At 71.2% G+C, this 17526-nt stretch carries 23 protein-coding genes; 2 read left to right on the plus strand and 21 right to left on the minus strand.

The window, feature by feature from the left end; all coding sequences use genetic code 11:
* Nucleotides 1-53: 53 nt before the first annotated feature.
* Nucleotides 54-602, plus strand: coding sequence for a hypothetical protein (locus JQN83_RS17300; RefSeq protein WP_208568192.1), 549 nt, complete (start codon nt 54-56; stop codon nt 600-602).
* A gap of 90 nt (nt 603-692) precedes the next feature.
* Here the strand turns inward: JQN83_RS17300 and JQN83_RS17305 are convergent, their stop codons facing one another.
* The 3 genes from JQN83_RS17305 to JQN83_RS17315 form a co-directional block, all read right to left on the minus strand.
* Nucleotides 693-1655: an aldo/keto reductase gene (locus tag JQN83_RS17305; RefSeq protein WP_208568193.1), complete on the minus strand. Its 963-nt coding sequence runs from the start codon at nt 1653-1655 to the stop codon at nt 693-695.
* 76 nt (nt 1656-1731) lie between these two features.
* Nucleotides 1732-3411, minus strand: a complete 1680-nt coding sequence (locus tag JQN83_RS17310) for an ABC-F family ATP-binding cassette domain-containing protein (RefSeq protein WP_208568194.1) — start codon at nt 3409-3411, stop codon at nt 1732-1734.
* A 41-nt stretch (nt 3412-3452) separates the two neighbouring features.
* Nucleotides 3453-4058 (minus strand): class I SAM-dependent methyltransferase, encoded by a 606-nt coding sequence (locus tag JQN83_RS17315; RefSeq protein WP_208568195.1) that lies wholly within the window; start codon nt 4056-4058, stop codon nt 3453-3455.
* Nucleotides 4059-4181: 123 nt separating this feature from the next.
* Between JQN83_RS17315 and JQN83_RS17320 the strand changes: the two genes are divergently transcribed.
* Nucleotides 4182-5300, plus strand: a complete 1119-nt coding sequence (locus JQN83_RS17320; RefSeq protein ID WP_208568196.1) for a hypothetical protein — start codon at nt 4182-4184, stop codon at nt 5298-5300.
* Nucleotides 5301-5401: 101 nt separating this feature from the next.
* Here the strand turns inward: JQN83_RS17320 and truA are convergent, their stop codons facing one another.
* The 18 genes from truA to rplF form a co-directional block, all read right to left on the minus strand.
* On the minus strand, nt 5402-6232 hold the full coding sequence (truA, locus tag JQN83_RS17325; RefSeq protein ID WP_208568197.1) for a tRNA pseudouridine(38-40) synthase TruA: 831 nt from the start codon (nt 6230-6232) through the stop codon (nt 5402-5404).
* A gap of 74 nt (nt 6233-6306) precedes the next feature.
* Nucleotides 6307-6876, minus strand: a complete 570-nt coding sequence (gene rplQ, locus JQN83_RS17330) for a 50S ribosomal protein L17 (protein WP_208568198.1) — start codon at nt 6874-6876, stop codon at nt 6307-6309.
* A 34-nt stretch (nt 6877-6910) separates the two neighbouring features.
* Nucleotides 6911-7933: a DNA-directed RNA polymerase subunit alpha gene (locus JQN83_RS17335; RefSeq protein ID WP_007073009.1), complete on the minus strand. Its 1023-nt coding sequence runs from the start codon at nt 7931-7933 to the stop codon at nt 6911-6913.
* Between the two features lie 95 nt (nt 7934-8028).
* The gene (gene rpsD, locus JQN83_RS17340; RefSeq protein ID WP_067301470.1) at nt 8029-8655 is read right to left on the minus strand and encodes a 30S ribosomal protein S4; all 627 of its coding nucleotides are present in this window, start codon (nt 8653-8655) and stop codon (nt 8029-8031) included.
* A 14-nt stretch (nt 8656-8669) separates the two neighbouring features.
* The gene (gene rpsK, locus JQN83_RS17345) at nt 8670-9077 is read right to left on the minus strand and encodes a 30S ribosomal protein S11 (protein ID WP_030329919.1); all 408 of its coding nucleotides are present in this window, start codon (nt 9075-9077) and stop codon (nt 8670-8672) included.
* A gap of 69 nt (nt 9078-9146) precedes the next feature.
* The gene (gene rpsM, locus JQN83_RS17350; RefSeq protein WP_091241981.1) at nt 9147-9527 is read right to left on the minus strand and encodes a 30S ribosomal protein S13; all 381 of its coding nucleotides are present in this window, start codon (nt 9525-9527) and stop codon (nt 9147-9149) included.
* 264 nt (nt 9528-9791) lie between these two features.
* A complete protein-coding gene (gene rpmJ / locus JQN83_RS17355) occupies nt 9792-9905 on the minus strand; it encodes a 50S ribosomal protein L36 (protein ID WP_012184307.1) in 114 nt (37 codons plus the stop codon).
* Between the two features lie 92 nt (nt 9906-9997).
* On the minus strand, nt 9998-10219 hold the full coding sequence (gene infA, locus JQN83_RS17360) for a translation initiation factor IF-1 (RefSeq protein ID WP_007073013.1): 222 nt from the start codon (nt 10217-10219) through the stop codon (nt 9998-10000).
* Between the two features lie 271 nt (nt 10220-10490).
* Nucleotides 10491-11117, minus strand: coding sequence for a DUF1707 SHOCT-like domain-containing protein (locus JQN83_RS17365; protein WP_244252669.1), 627 nt, complete (start codon nt 11115-11117; stop codon nt 10491-10493).
* A 41-nt stretch (nt 11118-11158) separates the two neighbouring features.
* Nucleotides 11159-11353 (minus strand): hypothetical protein, encoded by a 195-nt coding sequence (locus JQN83_RS33845; protein ID WP_208568199.1) that lies wholly within the window; start codon nt 11351-11353, stop codon nt 11159-11161.
* Between the two features lie 794 nt (nt 11354-12147).
* Complete coding sequence (map, locus tag JQN83_RS17375; protein WP_208568200.1) at nt 12148-12999, minus strand: type I methionyl aminopeptidase; 852 nt, start codon at nt 12997-12999, stop codon at nt 12148-12150.
* A 97-nt stretch (nt 13000-13096) separates the two neighbouring features.
* The gene (locus JQN83_RS17380; protein ID WP_208568201.1) at nt 13097-13750 is read right to left on the minus strand and encodes an adenylate kinase; all 654 of its coding nucleotides are present in this window, start codon (nt 13748-13750) and stop codon (nt 13097-13099) included.
* Nucleotides 13751-15079, minus strand: a complete 1329-nt coding sequence (secY, locus tag JQN83_RS17385; protein ID WP_208568320.1) for a preprotein translocase subunit SecY — start codon at nt 15077-15079, stop codon at nt 13751-13753.
* 235 nt (nt 15080-15314) lie between these two features.
* Complete coding sequence (gene rplO, locus JQN83_RS17390; protein WP_088646994.1) at nt 15315-15758, minus strand: 50S ribosomal protein L15; 444 nt, start codon at nt 15756-15758, stop codon at nt 15315-15317.
* The gene (rpmD, locus tag JQN83_RS17395; RefSeq protein WP_067301451.1) at nt 15758-15940 is read right to left on the minus strand and encodes a 50S ribosomal protein L30; all 183 of its coding nucleotides are present in this window, start codon (nt 15938-15940) and stop codon (nt 15758-15760) included. The genes rplO and rpmD overlap by 1 nt, the downstream gene beginning before the upstream one ends.
* Nucleotides 15940-16554, minus strand: coding sequence for a 30S ribosomal protein S5 (gene rpsE, locus JQN83_RS17400; protein ID WP_088646996.1), 615 nt, complete (start codon nt 16552-16554; stop codon nt 15940-15942). Before rpsE ends, rpmD begins: the two co-directional genes overlap by 1 nt.
* Nucleotides 16555-16587: 33 nt before the next feature.
* Nucleotides 16588-16977, minus strand: coding sequence for a 50S ribosomal protein L18 (gene rplR, locus JQN83_RS17405; protein WP_208568202.1), 390 nt, complete (start codon nt 16975-16977; stop codon nt 16588-16590).
* Nucleotides 16974-17516: a 50S ribosomal protein L6 gene (gene rplF / locus JQN83_RS17410; RefSeq protein ID WP_208568203.1), complete on the minus strand. Its 543-nt coding sequence runs from the start codon at nt 17514-17516 to the stop codon at nt 16974-16976. Before rplF ends, rplR begins: the two co-directional genes overlap by 4 nt.
* Nucleotides 17517-17526: the final 10 nt, after the last annotated feature.

The following is a 17526-nucleotide window of genomic DNA, read 5'->3' on the forward strand; positions in this document are numbered from 1 at the left end:
ACCGTCGACACCGACGGTGGGGGCGGCCCCTCCACATCGCAAGGGAGACGTCGATGCGTACCTTGAGAGCCCTCGCCGCGCTGGTCGTGGCGGCCCTGGTGACCCTGCCGGCGGGTCCGGCGGCGGCGCACGGCGGAAAGGTCAAGCTGACGGTGGCCGGTGACGGCGCCGGTGGGGTGACCGTGATGGCCGTGTACGCCGACGGGCACCGGCTGGACCAGCCGGTCCGGCTCACCGTGACCGCCGAGGGTGAGGGTGGCCGGACGGCCGGGCCGGTGCAGATCGAGCCGTCCGGGGAAGGGCAGGGCTTCTACAGCAGCGGCCCGCTGCTCTCCCCCGGCGACTGGCGGGTGACGGTCCGCGCCCCCGCCCCCTACCAGAGCACGGCGACCGCTCAGGTGCAGGCCCGGGCGGCCCAGTCGCCGTCGCCGGTCGCCGCCGCGCGCCCGGCGGCCGGGCCGGAGACGGCCGGCGTCGGGCGGTGGTCGTGGCTGGTCGGCGGGCTGGCGGTGGTCGCCGTCACGGGGGTGGCGCTGCTGTGGTGGCGTCGCCGTCGGGCCGTCCCCGGGCCCGGGGACCACCCGGCCGGCCTGGGCGGCTGACGGCCGGCCGGGCGCCCACCCCGGGCGGGACCGAATCGGGCCCGGACACCTCACCGGTGTCCGGGCCCGACCGCGTCCGACCCGGGTCGGTCAGAGCAGGGCGTCCAGGGCGTCGAGGTCGTCGTCGGTGGGCTGCCAGGTGCCGGCGGCGGCGTTCGCCCGGACCTGCTCGGCGGTGGTGGCCCCGGCGATGACGGAGGCCACCGCCGGTCGGGCGGCCAGCCCGCCGATGGCCACCTGGAGCAGCGTCAGCCCCCGCTGCGCCGCAAACGTCTCCAGCGCCTCGATGGTGTCCCAGCGTGCTGCGGCGAGCCGCTCGGCGTACCGGCCACCGCCGGAGAGGCGGCTGCCGGCGGGTGGGGCGGTGTCCCGCCGGTACTTGCCGGTGAGCAGCCCGTTGGCGAGCGGGAAGAACGGCAGCAGGCCCAGGCCGAACCGCTCGCAGGCCGGAATGATCTCGACCTCGGCGTCGCGGTGGAGCAGGTTGTAGTGGTTCTGCGCACTGACGAACCGGGTCAGCCCCCGGGTCTTCGCCGTCCAGTCGGCGTCGGCGATCTGCCAACCGGAGAAGTTGGAGTTGCCCAGGTAGCGCACCTTGCCGGCGCGGACCAGGTCGTCCAGCGCGGCGAGCGTCTCGTCGATCGGGGTGTCCGGGTCGGGTTCGTGCAGCTGGTACAGGTCGATGTGGTCGGTGCCGAGCCGGCGCAGCGACGCCTCGACGGCCCGCACCACGTACCGCCGGGACCCGCGTACCCCGAAGTCGCGGCCGTTGCGCCCGCCCATCGACATGCCGAACTTGGTGGCCAGCACCACGTCGTCCCGGCGGCCCTTGAGGGCCTGCCCGAGCAGTTCCTCGGAACCCCCCGGGGGCTCGCCGTAGATGTCGGCGGTGTCGAAGAAGGTGATCCCGGCGTCGAGCGCGGCGTCGACCACCGCCCGGGTGCCGTCGATGTCGAGCTTGCGGCCGAAGTTGTTGCAGCCGATGCCGACCACGGACACCACGAGCCCGGAGTCGCCCAACCGGCGGTAGGTCATCTCAGTCACGAGATCCACCCTATGCCGCCCGGACCGGCCCCGACCCCGCCCGACGACCGGCCGGGGTCGGCACCTCACGGTCCGCGTGGGTGACTCAGCCCACGTCCCAGACCGGCTCCGGGGTCTCCACCACCTCACCGTCCCCCCGGAACAGCACGAACCGGTCGAACGAGCGGGTGAACCAGCGGTCGTGGGTGACCGCGACGACCGTCCCGGCGAACGCGGCCAGTCCCGCCTCCAACGCCTCGGCCGAGGCCAGGTCGAGGTTGTCGGTCGGCTCGTCGAGCAGCAGCAGGGTCGCCCCGGACAGCTCCAGCAGCAGCACCAGGAACCGGGCCTGCTGGCCGCCGGACAGGGTGCCGAACCGCTGGTCGCCCTGGCCGGCCAGCTCGTAGCGGCTCAGCGCCGCCATCGCCGCGTGCCGGTCCATTCCGGCCCGGTGCTCGTCGCCCCGCCACAGCGCCTCGACCAGGGTCTTGGCCATCAGCTCCGGCCGGTCGTGGGTCTGCGAGAAGTGCCCCGGGCGGACCCGGGCACCCAGCCGGACCACCCCGCCGTGTGCCACCGGGGCCAGCGCGGCGGCCCCGTCGACCGGGCCGTTGGCCGGGTCGGGGTCGGTGCCGCCCCGGGCCAGCAGGCGCAGGAAGTGCGACTTGCCGGTGCCGTTGGCCCCGAGCACCGCCACCCGGTCGCCGTACCACAGCTCCAGGTCGAAGGGGTAGGTCAGGCCGTCCAGCTCCAGCTGCTCGCAGATCACCGCGCGCTTGCCGGTCCGCCCGCCGGCCAGCTGCATCCGGATGTCCTGGTCCTTCGGCGGTACGGGTGGCGGCCCGGCCTCCTCGAACTTGCGCAGCCGGGTCTGCGCCGCCTGGTAGCGGGAGGCGAGCCCGTCGTTGTACGCGGCTTTCTGCTTGTACATCAGCATCAGCTCACGCAGCTTCTGGTGCTCCTCGTCCCAGCGGCGGCGCAACTCGTCGAGGCGGGCGTGCCGGGCGGTGCGGGCCTCGTGCCAGCTGGCGAAGCTCCCCGGGTGCACCCAGGCGCTGCCCCCCTCGACGGCGACCACCCGGTCGGCGGTACGGGCCAGCAGCTCCCGGTCGTGCGAGACGTACAGCACCGACTTGGTGGACTCGCGCAGCCGTTGCTCCAGCCAACGTTTACCGGGCACGTCGAGGAAGTTGTCCGGCTCGTCGAGCAGCAGCACCTCGTCGGTGCCCCGCAGCAGCAGCTCCAGGGCGAAGCGCTTCTGCTGGCCACCGGACAGGGTCCGCACCGGGCGGTCCCGGGACGCGTCCCAGGGCAGGTCGAGCACGGTGGTGGTGACGGTGTCGAAGAGCACCTCGGCGTCGTACCCGCCGGCCTCGCCCCAGGCGGCCAGCGCGTCCGCGTACGCCAGCTGGGCCTTGCCGGCTGCGGTGCTGTACTTGCCGCGCAGCTCGGCGGCGCGCATGGCCTGTTCGGTGTCGACGAGCCGGCGGCCGGCGTCGCGCAGCGCCGGCGGGGCCAGCGACAGGGCCAGGTCGGCCAGCGTCGAGTCGTCACCGATCATGCCGATGAACTGCCGCATCACGCCGAGCCCGCCGGCCCGCGCGACCGCGCCGGTGCGCACCGGCAGGTCCCCGGCGACCATCCTCAGCAGCGTCGTCTTGCCGGCGCCGTTCGGCCCGACCAGGGCGACCTTGGCCCCCTCACCGACCCGGAACGACACGTCGGCGAAGAGTTCCCGACCGTCCGGGAGGATGTGCCCGACCGCTGCCACGTCCACGTATCCCACGCGGGCATCCTGCCCGAGGCGTGGGCCCGGACGACACCGGATTACCGGGTGACCCGCAGCACCCGGTAGCCCTTCTGGCTGGCGTGCCGGGTCACCGCGAAGCCCTCGTCGAGCAGCCAGCGGTGCAGCGAGTCGCCGCCCAGGTGGCGGGCCACCACCAGCCAGCCGACGCCGTCCGGGGCGAGCCGGGGCAGCCAGCGGCGCAGCAGTCCGTGCAGTTCGGGTTTGCCGATGTGGATCGGCGGGTTGGACCAGACCTGGGTGAAGGTGACGTCGGCCGGCACCTCGTCGGGGGTGACCGCGTGGACCCGGTCGGCGGCGTCGATGCGGGCGGCGTTCGCGGCGGTCAGCGCGCGGGCCCGTTCGTTGACGTCGACCGCCCAGACGGTGGCGGTCGGCGCGAGGTCGGCCAGCACGCAGCTGATCGGGCCGAACCCGGAGCCGATGTCGAGCAGGTGGCCACCGGTGGCGGCGGTCGGCAGGTCGGCCTTGCGCAGCAGGACGGCGGTGCCGGGGTCGAGCCGGGTGGCGGAGAAGACCCCGCTGGCGGAGGCGAGTGCGTAGTCGCGCCCGGCGACGTGGAACTCCACCTCGCGGGGGTGGGCCGGGGCGCTGGGCTCCGCGGTGAAGTAGTGGTCGCCGGTCACCGGGGCATTGTTCCACCGGTCCGGAGCGGGGCTGCCGTCGGCCGGCGTCCTCACCCGACGCGCCGCAGACCGTATTTCCTGTTATTACCCCCTAAAGGGGCAATGAACCCTACTCTGGGCGACATGGTATATCGGTACGAGTCCGCTGAGGACGCATTCGAGGAGAACCCGCGGCCCGACGCGGACCTGCCGCTGTTCCAGCCCCCGCCGACCACGGCGGCCGGGCCCTCCCCGTCCCGCTTCCCGGCACCGTCGCTGCCCCGGGTCAACCAACCGGCCCCGCCGACGGTCGACCCCGTCCCGATCCGGTCCGCCGTCCAGGTGCCCGGCGCGACGTCCGCACCGGACCGCGCCAGGTCCCGCCGCTCCGGCGACGGCCGGGGCCGCCGGGGTGGCCGCGGCTGGCAGATCGTCGTCGGCGGGGCCGCCGTGCTGATGCTGCTCGGCCTCTGCGGGCTCGGCGGGGCCGTCCTGCTCATCGACCGCACCCCGACCGACGACACGTCGCCGAACGGGCAGGCCGCGCCGACGGCACCGGGCACCGCCACCCCCGACGACCAGGCCGACGGGCCACTGGACTCCCGGGAGGTCGACCGGCAGCCGTTGACCGCCAAGGAGGTCTTCCCCGGCAGCAAGCTGGTCATCGGCGTCGACCGGCACGAATACCAGGTGCTCAAGACCCAGTCGAACGCCAACTGCGCCGTCGCGGCCACCGGCGAGATAGCCGACCTGCTGGTCACCCTCGGGTGCAGCCAGGTGGTCCGGGCCACCCTGCGCTCCCCCGACGAGGACCACCTGGTCACCGTCGGCCTGCTCAACCTGACCGACCTGGCCACCGCGCAACGCGTCCGGGACCGGATCCGCCCCCTGCTCGACGACCGGCGCGGCCGGTTCCGGGGCATGCCCGCCGGGGAGGACACCGAATCGGTCGCCACCGCCGCCGCCCGCGTCGCCTGGCAGGTGCGCGGCCACTACGTCGCCTACTGCCTGGTGACCAGGGACGACGCCGGTGCCGTCCCGGCCGGCGACCAGACCGTCCGCGAGATCATCTACGACCTGGTCGAACTGCACCTCGACAAGGGCGTCCTGGACCGCCGGGCAGCCGGCGTCAGCGTCGACCAACCCACCGCCAAGGCCACCAGCCCCTCGGCCACCCCGCACGCCGGGAACCGGAAGACCCCCACCCCCACCGCGACCCCCCGCGCCGGCGACCCGGACACCGACGAACTGCCCGGCGACTGACGACCACCGACGCAGGCCCGGCCGTCGCGGCCGGGCCTGCGTCGTACCCGGCCCGGAGGAAACGGGGATCCCGCCGCCCGGGACCCGACCGTCCCCCGGCCTCAGGACTGGACGGGGAGCCGCAACCGGCGGGTACGGTCGGCGCGGTCGGCGTACTCGGCCGGGTCGTCTGGATAGCCGACGGCCACCAGGGTCAACCCGTGCGCCGGCGCGACCGTCACCTCGCTGGAGCGTTCCCGCCGGGCCAGCAGCCCCGCCGGCCACCCGACCGGGCGTCGACCGTCCCCGGCGGTCAGCATCGCCCCCACCAGGCTGCGCACCATCGCCTGGCAGAACGCGTCGGCCTGCACGGTGGCGACCAGGATGCCGTCCGGGTCCCGCCGCCAGTCCAGCCGGGTCACCTCACGCAGGGTGGTGGCGTTCTCCTTGCGCCGGCAGTACGCCGCGAAGTCGTGCTCCCCCACCAGCCCGGCCGCCGCGACGTTCAGGGCGCCCAGGTCCAACGGTCGGGGCCAGGCGAGGGTGTCCCGACGCCGCAACGGCTCGACACCCCACGGTGCGTCGGTCACCCGGTACTCGTACCGGCGGAAGGTCGCCGAGAAGCGGGCGTCGAACTCGACGGGCACCTCGGTCATCGCCCGGACCCGCACGTCACCGGGGAGCAGCCGGGCCAGCCGGCGCAACAGCCGCCCCCGGTGCTCCGCCCAGACGACGACGGGCACGTCGAGGTGGCAGACCTGCCCGGTGGCGTGCACCCCGGCGTCGGTCCGCCCGGCCACCGTCAACCCGGTGACGGCACCCGCCCCGAGCACCAGATCCAGCGTCTCCACCAGCACCCCGGCCACGGTGCGCCGGGTCGGTTGGACCGCCCAGCCGGAGAAGTCGGTGCCGTCGTACGAGACGTCCAGCCGCAGCCGGATCCGCTCGTCCACCTCGTACCTCCCGTTCACGACATCGGGCCCGGCACCCCAGGAAGGGATGCCGGGCCCGACGGTGCTGCCGTTGCTCAGGCCTTCTTCTCGGTGGCCTCGGTCTCGGTAGCCTCGTCGCTGTCCTCGCGGGCGGCGGCGGTGTCACCGGACGCCGAGACCGGCGCCTCGGAGTCCTGGTCGGCCGGGGCCGCCGGGGTCTCCTCGGCCGGGGCGAGCGCCTCGACCTTGTCCTGCTGGGCGGCCTTGCGGGCGGCGGTCTTCTTGTTCGCCTTGGGCTCGGCGACCTGAAGCTCCTCCACCAGCTCGATGATCGCCATGGGAGCGGCGTCACCCTTGCGCGGGCCGGTCTTCACGATCCGGGTGTAGCCACCGTTGCGGTTGGCGTACCGGGGCGCGATCTGGTCGAACAGGGAGTAGACCACGTCCTTGTCCTTGACGACGCCCAGCACCCGCCGCCGCGAGGCGAGGTCGCCCCGCTTGGCCTTGGTGATGAGCTGCTCGGCCAGCGGACGCAGCCGCCGGGCCTTCGTCTCGGTGGTCTGGATCTTGCCGTGCTGGAACAGCGCGGTGGCCAGGTTGGCCAGCATCAGCCGCTCGTGCGCGGGGCTGCCGCCGAGGCGGGGGCCCTTGGTGGGCGTGGGCATGCTTGGTGCTCCTCAGGTGTGGCGGCAGCGCGGACTAGAGCTGCTCGGTCTCGCGATAGTCGTCGGTGTCGTAGTCGGCCTCGCCGAAGGCGTCCACGACGTGTGCCGGGTCGAAGTTCGGGGCCGAGTCCTTCAGCCCCAGACCCATCCCGGCGAGCTTCATCTTGACCTCGTCGATCGACTTCTGACCGAAGTTGCGGATGTCGAGGAGGTCGGCCTCGGTACGCCCGATCAGCTCACCAACGGAGTTGATGCCCTCGCGCTTGAGGCAGTTGTAGGAACGGACCGTGAGGTCCAGCTCCTCGATCGGCAGGGCCAGGTCCGCCGCCAGCTGGGCGTCCTGCGGGGACGGCCCGATGTCGATGCCCTCGGCGGTCTCGTCCAGCTCCCGGGCCAACCCGAACAGCTCCACCAGCGTCGAACCGGCGGAGGCCAGCGCGGTACGCGGACCCATCGACGGCTTGGTCTCGACGTCGATGATCAGCCGGTCGAAGTCGGTCCGCTGCTCGACGCGGGTCGCCTCGACGCGGTACGTCACCTTGAGCACCGGCGAGTAGATCGAGTCGACCGGGATCCGGCCGATCTCGGCACCGGCCTGCTTGTTCTGCGCCGCCGTCACATAGCCGCGACCCCGCTCGACGGTCAGCTCCATGTCGAGCCGGCCCTTGCCGTTGAGGGTGGCGAGCTTGAGGTCGGGGTTGTGCACCGAGACACCGGCCGGGGGCTGGATGTCGCCTGCGGTGACGTCGCCCGGACCCTGCTTGCGCAGGTACATGCTGACCGGCTCGTCGTGCTCGGAGCTGACGCAGAGCTCCTTGATGTTCATGACGAGCTCGACCACGTCCTCCTTGACCCCGGGGATCGTGGTGAACTCGTGCAGCACACCGTCGATCTTGATCGAGGTGACCGCGGCACCCGGGATGGACGACAGCAGCGTACGCCGCAGCGAGTTACCCAGGGTGTAGCCGAAGCCGGGCTCCAGCGGCTCGATGGTGAACCGGGAACGGGTCTCGTTGATCGACTCTTCGGAGAGAGACGGTCGCTGGCTGATGAGCATCTTTTCTCTTCTCTTCCGGGACGCCCGCTATATGACGTCCACGACACGAACTGTTCCGGTGGCCCGCCCCGCAGGACGGGCCACCGCAACGGGCCCTACTTGGAGTAGAGCTCGACGATCAGCTGCTCCTGGACCTGGGTGTCGATCACCTGACGGGCCGGGAGCGAGTGCACCAGGACCTTCATCTGGCTCGGGATCGCCTCCAGCCACGCCGGAACGGTCTTCGAGCCGGCCTGGGCCTGCGCCACGATGAACGGGGTGAGCTCCTTGCTCTTGCCCCGGACCTCGATGATGTCGTGCTCCTTGACGCGGTACGACGGGATGTCGACCTTCTTGCCGTTCACGGTGAAGTGACCGTGCTTGACAAGCTGGCGGGCCATGTCCCGCGAGTGCGCGTAACCGGCCCGGTAGACCACGTTGTCGAGGCGCGACTCGAGGATCTGCAGGAGGACCTCACCGGTCTTGGCCTGCTTGGCCACGGCCTCCTCGTAGTACCCGCGGAACTGCTTCTCCAGCACGCCGTAGACCCGACGCGCCTTCTGCTTCTCACGGAGCTGGAGCAGGTACTCCGTCTCCTTCGTGCGGCCACGACCGTGCTGCCCGGGCGGGAACGGCCGGGACTCGAACGGGCACTTCGGGCCATCGCACTTGCTGCCCTTGAGGAACAGCTTCATCTTCTCCCGCCGGCAACGGCGGCAGTCAGCACCGGTGTAACGAGCCATCTCTCTCTAACCTCTCAGACCCGGCGACGCTTCGGCGGACGGCACCCGTTGTGCGGCTGCGGGGTGACGTCGGCGATCTGGCCGACCTCCAGCCCGACGGCCTGCAGCGAGCGGATGGCGGTTTCCCGGCCGGAGCCGGGGCCCTTGACGAACACGTCGACCTTGCGCATGCCGTGCTCCATCGCCCGACGCGCGGCGGCCTCGGCGGCCAGCTGCGCGGCGAACGGGGTCGACTTGCGGGAGCCCTTGAAGCCAACCTGGCCCGCGGAGGCCCAGGAGATGACCGCACCGGTCGGGTCCGTGATGGACACGATGGTGTTGTTGAACGTGCTCTTGATGTGCGCCTGCCCGTGGGCGACGTTCTTGCGTTCCTTGCGCCGGACCTTCTTGACTGCGGCTCCGGCACGAGCCTTAGGTGGCATAAGTCTTCTGCGCTCCTGTATGGGTTCTCGATCGACTGCTGGCTCTTCGCCTGAATCCCGGCTGGGAAATTACTTCTTGCCGGGCTTCTTCTTGCCGGCCACGGTCCGCTTCGGGCCCTTGCGGGTGCGGGCGTTGGTCCGCGTCCGCTGGCCACGCACGGGCAGGCCCCGGCGGTGCCGGATGCCGGCGTAGCAGCCGATCTCGACCTTGCGGCGGATGTCAGCGGCGACCTCGCGGCGCAGGTCGCCTTCAACCTTGTAGTTCGACTCGATGTGGTCGCGGAGCTGGACCAGCTCCTCGTCCGTGAGGTCCCGAGCGCGCTTGTCCGGCGAGATGCCGGTAGCAGCGAGCGTCTCCTGGGCACGGGTGCGACCGACCCCGAAGATGTAGGTGAGCGCGATCTCCATCCGCTTTTCGCGGGGGAGATCCACGCCGACTAGACGTGCCATGTGCGGGCGTACTCCTCGTGATGTGTGGCGGAGGTATGGACCCGTCCCACCCCGCTACCGACCTGTCCGACTCCGACGCGGTGTGCGCCGGCGACCGAACGGCCGCTGCCCGAGCGGGCCCCGGCCTCCGACCGGGGGTTGGCCACGAGAAGGTACGCATGCGTACGTTCCGCGGCTGGGACGAGCTGGTGACGTGTTGTCGTCGGATCTGCGCGACCCGGACCGGTCCGCCGCCCTCCGTTCGTCACGGACGGCGGAATCGGATCAGCCCTGGCGCTGCTTGTGGCGCGGGTCGGTGCAGATCACCATGACCCGGCCGTGCCGGCGGATAACCCGGCACTTGTTGCAGATCCTCTTGACGCTCGGCTTGACCTTCACGGTTGCCTTACTTCCCATCTGGCCCGGCGACGCGATGACCGCGACTCCGGACGTCGAAGACGGACACGGGGACTTCCCGGCCGCCGTCAGGCTTACTTGTAGCGGTAGACGATGCGCCCGCGGGTCAGGTCGTACGGCGAGAGTTCGACGACGACCCGGTCCTCCGGCAGGATGCGGATGTAGTGCTGCCGCATCTTGCCGCTGATGTGAGCCAGCACCTTGTGGCCGTTCGCGAGCTCCACCCGGAACATTGCGTTCGGCAGAGGCTCGATGACCCGACCCTCGATCTCGATGGCTCCGTCTTTTTTCGGCATGTACTCCGCTGTCCTGACGTCGGTTGCTCCGGACGGCCCACAACGCCTTACACGGACCTCCCGATGGTCATCGGGGGCCCGCGCCAGCCGCGGCTCCGGGCTCCCACCGAAGCGCGGGGTGGGCATGCCGGAGTGGACGCTGTGCGCCGATCTGAAAGTGTACGCCCGCCCACTGGTGGTCGCCAAACCGGCCACCAGGGGTGTCACCCAACCGGACGAAACTGGGCACACCCTCCCACGCAACGCCCGGCGGTCGGCGGTCGTTGCGGCGCTACTCGCGGCGCTTGCGCCGCCGCGTGTCGCGCGCCACCCGCCGGCGGTCCCGCCGGGCGGGAGCACCGCCGGCGAACCCGCCAGTGGTACGCAGGAGCAGCAGAACCCCCCACGGGCCGAGCGCCCATGCCGGCCAGTAGAACAGCAGTTCCCGGCTGCCGACCGAGGAGATCGCCCAGATCACGGTGAGCAGGGCCGCCACCCGCAGCCAGGGCACCCACACCTCGACCGGCCACCGGCGGGAGCCGACACCCACAGGTACCGGCTCACCTACTGCGGTGCCCCCGGTCACCGGCGGCTCCGGCGTCACCTCCCGGTCGGGCACCGACGCCCCGGAACCGGACACCGGCGGGGCCAGCGGGTCGAGCGGGGCCTGCGGGCTGAGCGGGTCGAGCGGGGCCAGTGCGGAGCGCTGCGCGGACGCCGGTGCCGGCAGATCAGCCAGGACGGTGTCCAGTTCCGCGTAGGTCTTCGCCCCGTACGTCTGTTGCAGGCGTTCGTCGTACTCGTGCAGGTCGAGCCGGCCCTCCTCCAGGGCGACCCGGAGCCGTTCCGCCGTCGCCTCCCGGTCGGTGTCCGCCGCCCGCATCCGGTCCCGCTCCTGCATGCCGGCCCGCCTCTCCATGCCGGCAAGCATGACACCACGGGTCCACCGCCGCCGAACCGTCACCGCCCACCGGGCCACAGGTCGGCTGCCGGACCAGAGGCCACACCGCCACCACCCCGCGACCGCCGCCAAGACCACCACCACGGCCACCGCCACCGCCCCGCCACCACCACCACCAAAGTCACCACCTCGGCCACCACCGCCACGGCCATCACCACCGCCACGGCCATCACCACCGCCAAGACCACCACCACGGCCCCACCACCACGGCCCCGCCACCGTCACCACACCCACAGCCACCACCACGGCCACGGCCACCACCACGGCCACGGCCAGCTGGACGCCCATCCGGCTACGACGCCCGCACCGGCACCGGCCAGCGCGACCGCTGCTACCGGGCGGTTCCTCCGGTAGCGACCCCATGCGGTCGACGGGCCGCCCGACTCTCCACTCGAGGGGCTGCCCGTCCGCCCACCGGTGACCGCCCTCCCCCACCGCATCTGTCCTCGGGCCCTTTCGACCTGATGACATCAGCGATTCAGCCAGCACCCCCACCTCGGTCAGGAGGGGCTCGGTCAGGAAGGGACCGCCGCCGAGAGGTCCTCCCCCTGCTCAGGCTGCCACTCGACATTCATGTGCTTACCCCTACCGACGGTTGAGTCGTCAACGCCATCAGCTCGAAAGGACCCGGGGTGGTCAACTGGCACCGGCCCATCGGGCCCGGTACGACAGCCGGCCACGCTTCACGCAGCGGCAGCGGCAGCGGCGGACGGCAGGCGGCAGCGGCGGACGGCGGCGGTGTGCCCCCTGGTTCGGCAGCTGCCCTCCGCAGACGGACCATGGCGGCGTGAACCGCCGAGACGAGCACAGCTCGGCACCGCGCCGTCCGGACACCCCCATCCGGACACGCCCCGACCGGGTCGGCGACGAGGGAGCCCGGACAAGGCTGACAGCGCCCGGCAGGGGGCGGGCCCGGACGCTCCTCAGCGGGCCTTACTCATGGGCCAGCAGGGCGAAGAGGCGCAGGGCGGAGAGGCGTGATGACCGGTCAGGTGGCCGGGGAATCGGCAGGCTGCCGGGCGGTCACCAGGTCGCCGAGCCGCGCCCGTCCGCCGTCGAACGCGGTCAGCACCCAGACCCCGTCCTCCAGCAGCGCCATCGAGTGCTCGACGTGCACCGCCATCGACCGGTCCCGGGTGACCACCGTCCACCCGTCGGACAATTCGACGGTACGTGGGGAACCCATCGTGATCATCGGCTCGATCGCCAACGCCATGCCCGGCACCAGCCGGGGACCCTTGCCGGGGCGGCCGTGGTTGAGCACGTGCGGGTCCTGGTGCATCTCGGTGCCGATGCCGTGGCCGCCGTAGCCCTCGACGATGCCGTACCGGCCACCCCGGCGGACCGCGGTCTCGACGGCGTGCGAGATGTCGGTGAGCCGGCCCCGGCCGTTCGCGGCACCCCGGGCGGCGGCGGCGATCCCGGCCCACATGGCGTCCTCGGCGACCGACGCCATCTTCAGCAGCGCCGGGTCGACCTCGCCCACCCCGACGGTGACCGCCGCGTCGCCGTGCCAGCCGTCCAGCACCGCGCCGCAGTCGATCGAGATCAGGTCGCCCTCCCGGAGCACCTGGTCGGCTGCCGGGATCGCGTGCACCACCTGCTCGTTGACCGACGAGCAGATCGAGGCGGGAAAGCCGTGGTAGCCCTTGAACGAGGGGACCGCGCCCGCCTCCCGGATGGTCGCCTCGGCGATCGCGTCGAGGTCGGCCGTACTGACCCCGGGGGCGACTGCCGCGCTCATCCGACGCAGGGCCTCGGCGACCACCAGGCCGGCGGCGCGCATCTTCTGGATCTGGTCAGAGGTCTTCAGCTGGATGTCCAGCTGGGCACGGCGCATGGAGCAGTCACCTTTCGTTGCCGATTACACAGCGAAACAGCGGGGCACGTGGCGTACCCCGCTGTTCGCACTCTATCCGCCGGGCTGCGGCGGGCGGTCAGCCGCCGTACGAGCGCAGCGCGTCGATGGCACGGACGGTGACGTCCTCCACCGGGCCGGTGGCGTCGATCCCGACCAGCTTGTTCTGGGCGCCGTAGTAGTCGACCAGCGGCGCGGTCTTGTCGGCGTACTCCCGCAGGCGGGCTGCGATGGTCTCCGGCTTGTCGTCGTCGCGCTGGAACAGCTCGGCGCCGCACCGGTCGCAGATGCCGTCCTTGGTGGTGGCGTCGAACTCGACGTGCCAGATCTTGCCGCAACCCCGGCAGGTGCGCCGGCCGGAAAGCCGCCGGATCACCTCGTCGTCGTCGACCACCAGCTCCAGCACCAGATCCAGGGCGGTGCCCAGGTCGGCGAGGAGCTTGTCCAGCGCGGCGGCCTGCGGCGTGGTGCGCGGGAAGCCGTCGAGCAGGAAACCCTCGGAGGCGTCCGGCTCGGCGAGCCGGTCCCGGACCATGTTGATGGTCACCTCGTCCGGAACCAGCTTGCCCGCGTCCATGTACCGCTTCGCCTCGACCCCCAGGGGCGTCCCCTGGGAGACGTTGGCCCGGAAGATGTCACCGGTGGAGATCTTCGGCACCGAGAGGTGTGCGGCGACGAACTCCGCCTGTGTGCCCTTGCCCGCGCCCGGCGGGCCAACCAGAACGAGTCGCATCTACCGCAGGAACCCTTCGTAGTTCCGCTGCATGAGTTGGCTCTCGATCTGCTTCACGGTCTCCAGACCGACGCCGACCATGATGAGCACAGCGGTGCCGCCGAACGGGAAGTTCTGGAACTGCTGGCTGTTCAGCCAGATGAAGAAGAAGTTCGGCAGGACCGCCACGATGCCCAGGTAGAGCGCGCCCGGCAGGGTGATCCGGCTGAGGATGAAGTCGAGGTAGTCGGCGGTCGGCTTGCCGGGGCGGATGCCCGGCACGAAGCCGCCGTACTTCTTCATGTTGTCCGCGACCTCGGTCGGGTTGAACGTGATCGAGACGTAGAAGTACGTGAAGAAGATGATCAGCAGGAAGTAGATCACGATGTGCAGCGGCGCGTCGGCCTGCACGATGTTGTTCTGGATCCAGGCCTGGGTCTTCCCCGGGTCGGTCTGGTCGAAGAACTGGAGCGCCAGCTGCGGCAGGTAGAGCAGCGACGAGGCGAAGATGACCGGGATGACACCGGCCTGGTTCACCTTGAGCGGGATGTAGGTGGAGGTGCCGCCGTACATCCGCCGGCCGATCATCCGCTTGGCGTACTGCACCGGGATGCGGCGCTGCGCCTGCTCGATGAAGCAGACCGCGGTGATGACCACCAGGACCAGGGCGAGCACCAGGGCGAACTTGCCCCAGCCCTCGTTGGTCTTGATCTTCCAGCCCTCGCTGGGGAGCCGGGCCGCGATCGAGGTGAAGATCAGGACGGACATGCCGTTGCCGACGCCCCGGTCGGTGATCAGCTCGCCGAGCCACATCACCATGCCGGTGCCGGCGGTCATCGTCATGACCAGGATGCTGAGGGTCAGCCAGTCCGGGATGCCGGTGCCCTCGGGCACGATCGGGAACTGGTCGCAGCGGTTCTGGAACAGCTGGCCGGAACGGGCCAGCGCCACGAACGCCGACGACTGGAGGATGCCCAGGCCGAGGGTCAGGTAGCGGGTGTACTGGGTGATCTTCGCCTGGCCGGCCTGGCCCTCCTTGCGGAGCTGCTCCAGCCGGGGGATGACCACTGTCAGCAGTTGCAGGATGATCGACGCGGTGATGTAGGGCATGATGCCCAGCGCGAAGACCGAGAGCTGCAACAGCGCGCCGCCGGAGAACAGGTCGAGCAGGTTGAGCACGCCCGTGTTCTGGCCCTGCAGACTGTCGAGACACTTCTGCACGTTGCCGTACGAGACGCCGGGGCTGGGCAGAGTGGCGCCGAGCCGGTAGACCGCGATGATGCCTACTGTGAACAGCAGCTTCTTGCGCAGGTCAGGCGTACGGAACGCACTGAGAAAGGCGGACAGCAACTTCTTCCTCCTGCGCGCGGGCCGCCCGGTGGTGGTCCCTGGCGGGTCGGGGTGGGTGCCGGGCGAGTGCCCGATATCCATGGCTGGGAAGGGACTCTAACAGCCCGATCCCGCTCCGGGCAGGTGTGCCCGGCTACATAAACCGAATCCGATGTTACCCGGCGCACAGGCTCCGGGGAGACCAGGGCGCCCGCCCAGTTACGGAGAACTGAGCGGGCGCCCTGGTTTGCCTGTCCTACAGCTCGGTGACCGAGCCGCCGGCGGCGGTGATCTTCTCCTTGGCCGACGCGCTGAACGCCTGCGCCGACACCTGGAGGGTCACCCCGCCGAGATCGCCGGTGCCGAGGATCTTGACCGGGTGGCCCTTGCGGACCGCGCCGGCCTCGACCAGCTCCAGCGGGCCGACCTGGCCGCCGTTGGGGAACAGTTCGGCGAGCCGGTCCAGGTTGACCACCTGGAAGACGACCTTGAACTTGTTCTTGAAGCCCTTCATCTTCGGCAGGCGCATGTGGATGGGCATCTGCCCACCCTCGAACGCCGCCGAGATGTTCTTACGGGCCTTGGAGCCCTTGGTGCCGCGACCGGCGGTCTTGCCCTTGGAGCCCTCACCGCGACCCACCCGGGTCTTCGCGGTCTTGGCGCCCGGGGCCGGACGCAGGTGGTGAACCTTGATCGTCATTACTCGACCTCCTCGACCTTCACGAGGTGGCTGACCGCGAAGATCATGCCCCGAATCTCGGGACGGTCCTCCTTGACCACCACGTCGTTGATCCGCTTCAGGCCGAGCGAACGCAGCGAGTGCCGCTGGTTCTGCTTACGCCCGATCGCGGACCGGAGCTGGGTGACCTTCAGGCGTGCCATCAGGACGCCACCCCCGCCCGCGACGCCAGCATGGCGGCCGGCGCGACGTCCTCGACCGGCAGGCCACGACGGGCCGCGACGGCCTCCGGGGACTCGAGCCCCTTCAGCGCCGCCACCGTGGCGTGCACGATGTTGATGGGGTTGGACGAGCCGAGGCTCTTGGAGAGCACGTCGTGGATGCCCGCGCACTCCAGCACGGCACGCACCGGGCCACCGGCGATGACGCCGGTACCGGCGGACGCCGGCTTGAGCAGCACGACGCCGGCCGCGGCCTCACCCTGGATCGGGTGCGGGATCGACTGACCGATCCGCGGCACCTTGAAGAAGTGCTTCTTGGCCTCCTCGACGCCCTTGGCGATCGCCGCGGGCACCTCCTTGGCCTTCCCGTAGCCCACGCCGACCGTGCCGTCGCCGTCGCCCACGATCACCAGGGCGGTGAAGCTGAAGCGACGACCACCCTTCACGACCTTGGCGACGCGGTTGATCGCGACGACCCGCTCGAGGTGCGGGGTCTTCTCGACGGGCGCGTTTCCGCGGCCGCCCTCACGGCGGTTGTCGCGGCGACCACCCTCGTTGCCACCGGACCCGCCGCCACGGCGCTGTTGACCTGGCATCAGCAGCCTTCCTTATCTCTCGTGACGGGGTTTCTAGAACTCGAGCCCGGCTTCGCGGGCGGCGTCGGCAAGCGCGGCGACCCGCCCCGCGTACCGGTTGCCACCGCGGTCGAAGACGACCTTGGACACACCGGCCGCCTTGGCCCGCTCGGCGAGCAGACCGCCGACCTTGCCGGCCAGGGCGCTCTTGTCGCCGTCCGTACCGCGCAGCGACGCGTCCAGGGTCGAGGCCGACGCCAGGGTGTGACCCTTGGTGTCGTCGACGATCTGGGCGACGATGTGCCGCAGGGAGCGGGTGACCACCAGGCGGGGACGCTCGGCGGTGCCGCTGACGTTCTTGCGGACCCGGAAGTGTCGACGCGCACGGCCGACGGCGCGCTTGGCGGCGACGCCGCGGCGGCGCTTGAGCAGCGTGGCGCTCACTTCTTACCTGCCTTTCCGGCCTTGCGGCGGATGACCTCGCCCTGGTACTTGACGCCCTTGCCCTTGTAGGGCTCCGGCGGGCGGATCTTCCGGATGTTGGCGGCGACCTCACCGACCTGCTGCTTGTCGATGCCGGCCACGTGGAACAGGGTCGGCCGCTCCACCGTGAAGGTGATGCCGTCCGGCGCGGGGACCAGCACCGGGTGCGAGAACCCGAGCGCGAACTCGAGGTCCTTGCCCTTGGCCGTGACCCGGTAACCGGTGCCGGCGATCTCCAGGCTCTTGCGGTAGCCCTCGGTCACGCCGACGATCATGTTGGCGACCAGGGTACGGCTCAGGCCGTGCAGTTCCTTGGCCTTGCGCTCGTCGTTCGGCCGGTTGACGTGCAACTGGCCGTCCTCGCCCCGCTCCGCCTTGATCGGCTCGGCGAGCGTGTGCGACAGCTCGCCCTTGGGGCCCTTGACCTTGACGGTCTGGCCCTCGATCGTGATGTCGACGCCGGAAGGCACCGGGATCGACTTACGTCCAATACGCGACATTTCTACCTGT

This window comes from Micromonospora antibiotica, assembly GCF_017599305.1.
Lineage (GTDB): Bacteria > Actinomycetota > Actinomycetes > Mycobacteriales > Micromonosporaceae > Micromonospora > Micromonospora antibiotica.

Excerpts from the sequence above, each read along its gene's own strand:
- JQN83_RS17300 (WP_208568192.1), top strand. The coding sequence starts at position 54 with ATGCGTACCTTGAGAGCCCTCGCCGCGCTGGTCGTGGCGGCCCTGGTG.
- rpsM (WP_091241981.1), bottom strand. The coding sequence starts at position 9,527 with ATGGCACGTCTAGTCGGCGTGGATCTCCCCCGCGAAAAGCGGATGGAG.
- infA (WP_007073013.1), bottom strand. The coding sequence starts at position 10,219 with ATGCCGAAAAAAGACGGAGCCATCGAGATCGAGGGTCGGGTCATCGAG.
- JQN83_RS17365 (WP_244252669.1), bottom strand. The coding sequence starts at position 11,117 with ATGGAGAGGCGGGCCGGCATGCAGGAGCGGGACCGGATGCGGGCGGCG.
- JQN83_RS17320 (WP_208568196.1), top strand. The coding sequence starts at position 4,182 with ATGGTATATCGGTACGAGTCCGCTGAGGACGCATTCGAGGAGAACCCG.
- rpsK (WP_030329919.1), bottom strand. The coding sequence starts at position 9,077 with ATGCCACCTAAGGCTCGTGCCGGAGCCGCAGTCAAGAAGGTCCGGCGC.
- rpmD (WP_067301451.1), bottom strand. The coding sequence starts at position 15,940 with ATGGCACGCCTGAAGGTCACCCAGCTCCGGTCCGCGATCGGGCGTAAG.
- JQN83_RS17335 (WP_007073009.1), bottom strand. The coding sequence starts at position 7,933 with ATGCTCATCAGCCAGCGACCGTCTCTCTCCGAAGAGTCGATCAACGAG.
- rpsD (WP_067301470.1), bottom strand. The coding sequence starts at position 8,655 with ATGGCTCGTTACACCGGTGCTGACTGCCGCCGTTGCCGGCGGGAGAAG.
- rplF (WP_208568203.1), bottom strand. The coding sequence starts at position 17,516 with ATGTCGCGTATTGGACGTAAGTCGATCCCGGTGCCTTCCGGCGTCGAC.
- map (WP_208568200.1), bottom strand. The coding sequence starts at position 12,999 with ATGCGCCGTGCCCAGCTGGACATCCAGCTGAAGACCTCTGACCAGATC.
- rplQ (WP_208568198.1), bottom strand. The coding sequence starts at position 6,876 with ATGCCCACGCCCACCAAGGGCCCCCGCCTCGGCGGCAGCCCCGCGCAC.
- rpsE (WP_088646996.1), bottom strand. The coding sequence starts at position 16,554 with ATGCCAGGTCAACAGCGCCGTGGCGGCGGGTCCGGTGGCAACGAGGGT.
- JQN83_RS17380 (WP_208568201.1), bottom strand. The coding sequence starts at position 13,750 with ATGCGACTCGTTCTGGTTGGCCCGCCGGGCGCGGGCAAGGGCACACAG.
- rplO (WP_088646994.1), bottom strand. The coding sequence starts at position 15,758 with ATGACGATCAAGGTTCACCACCTGCGTCCGGCCCCGGGCGCCAAGACC.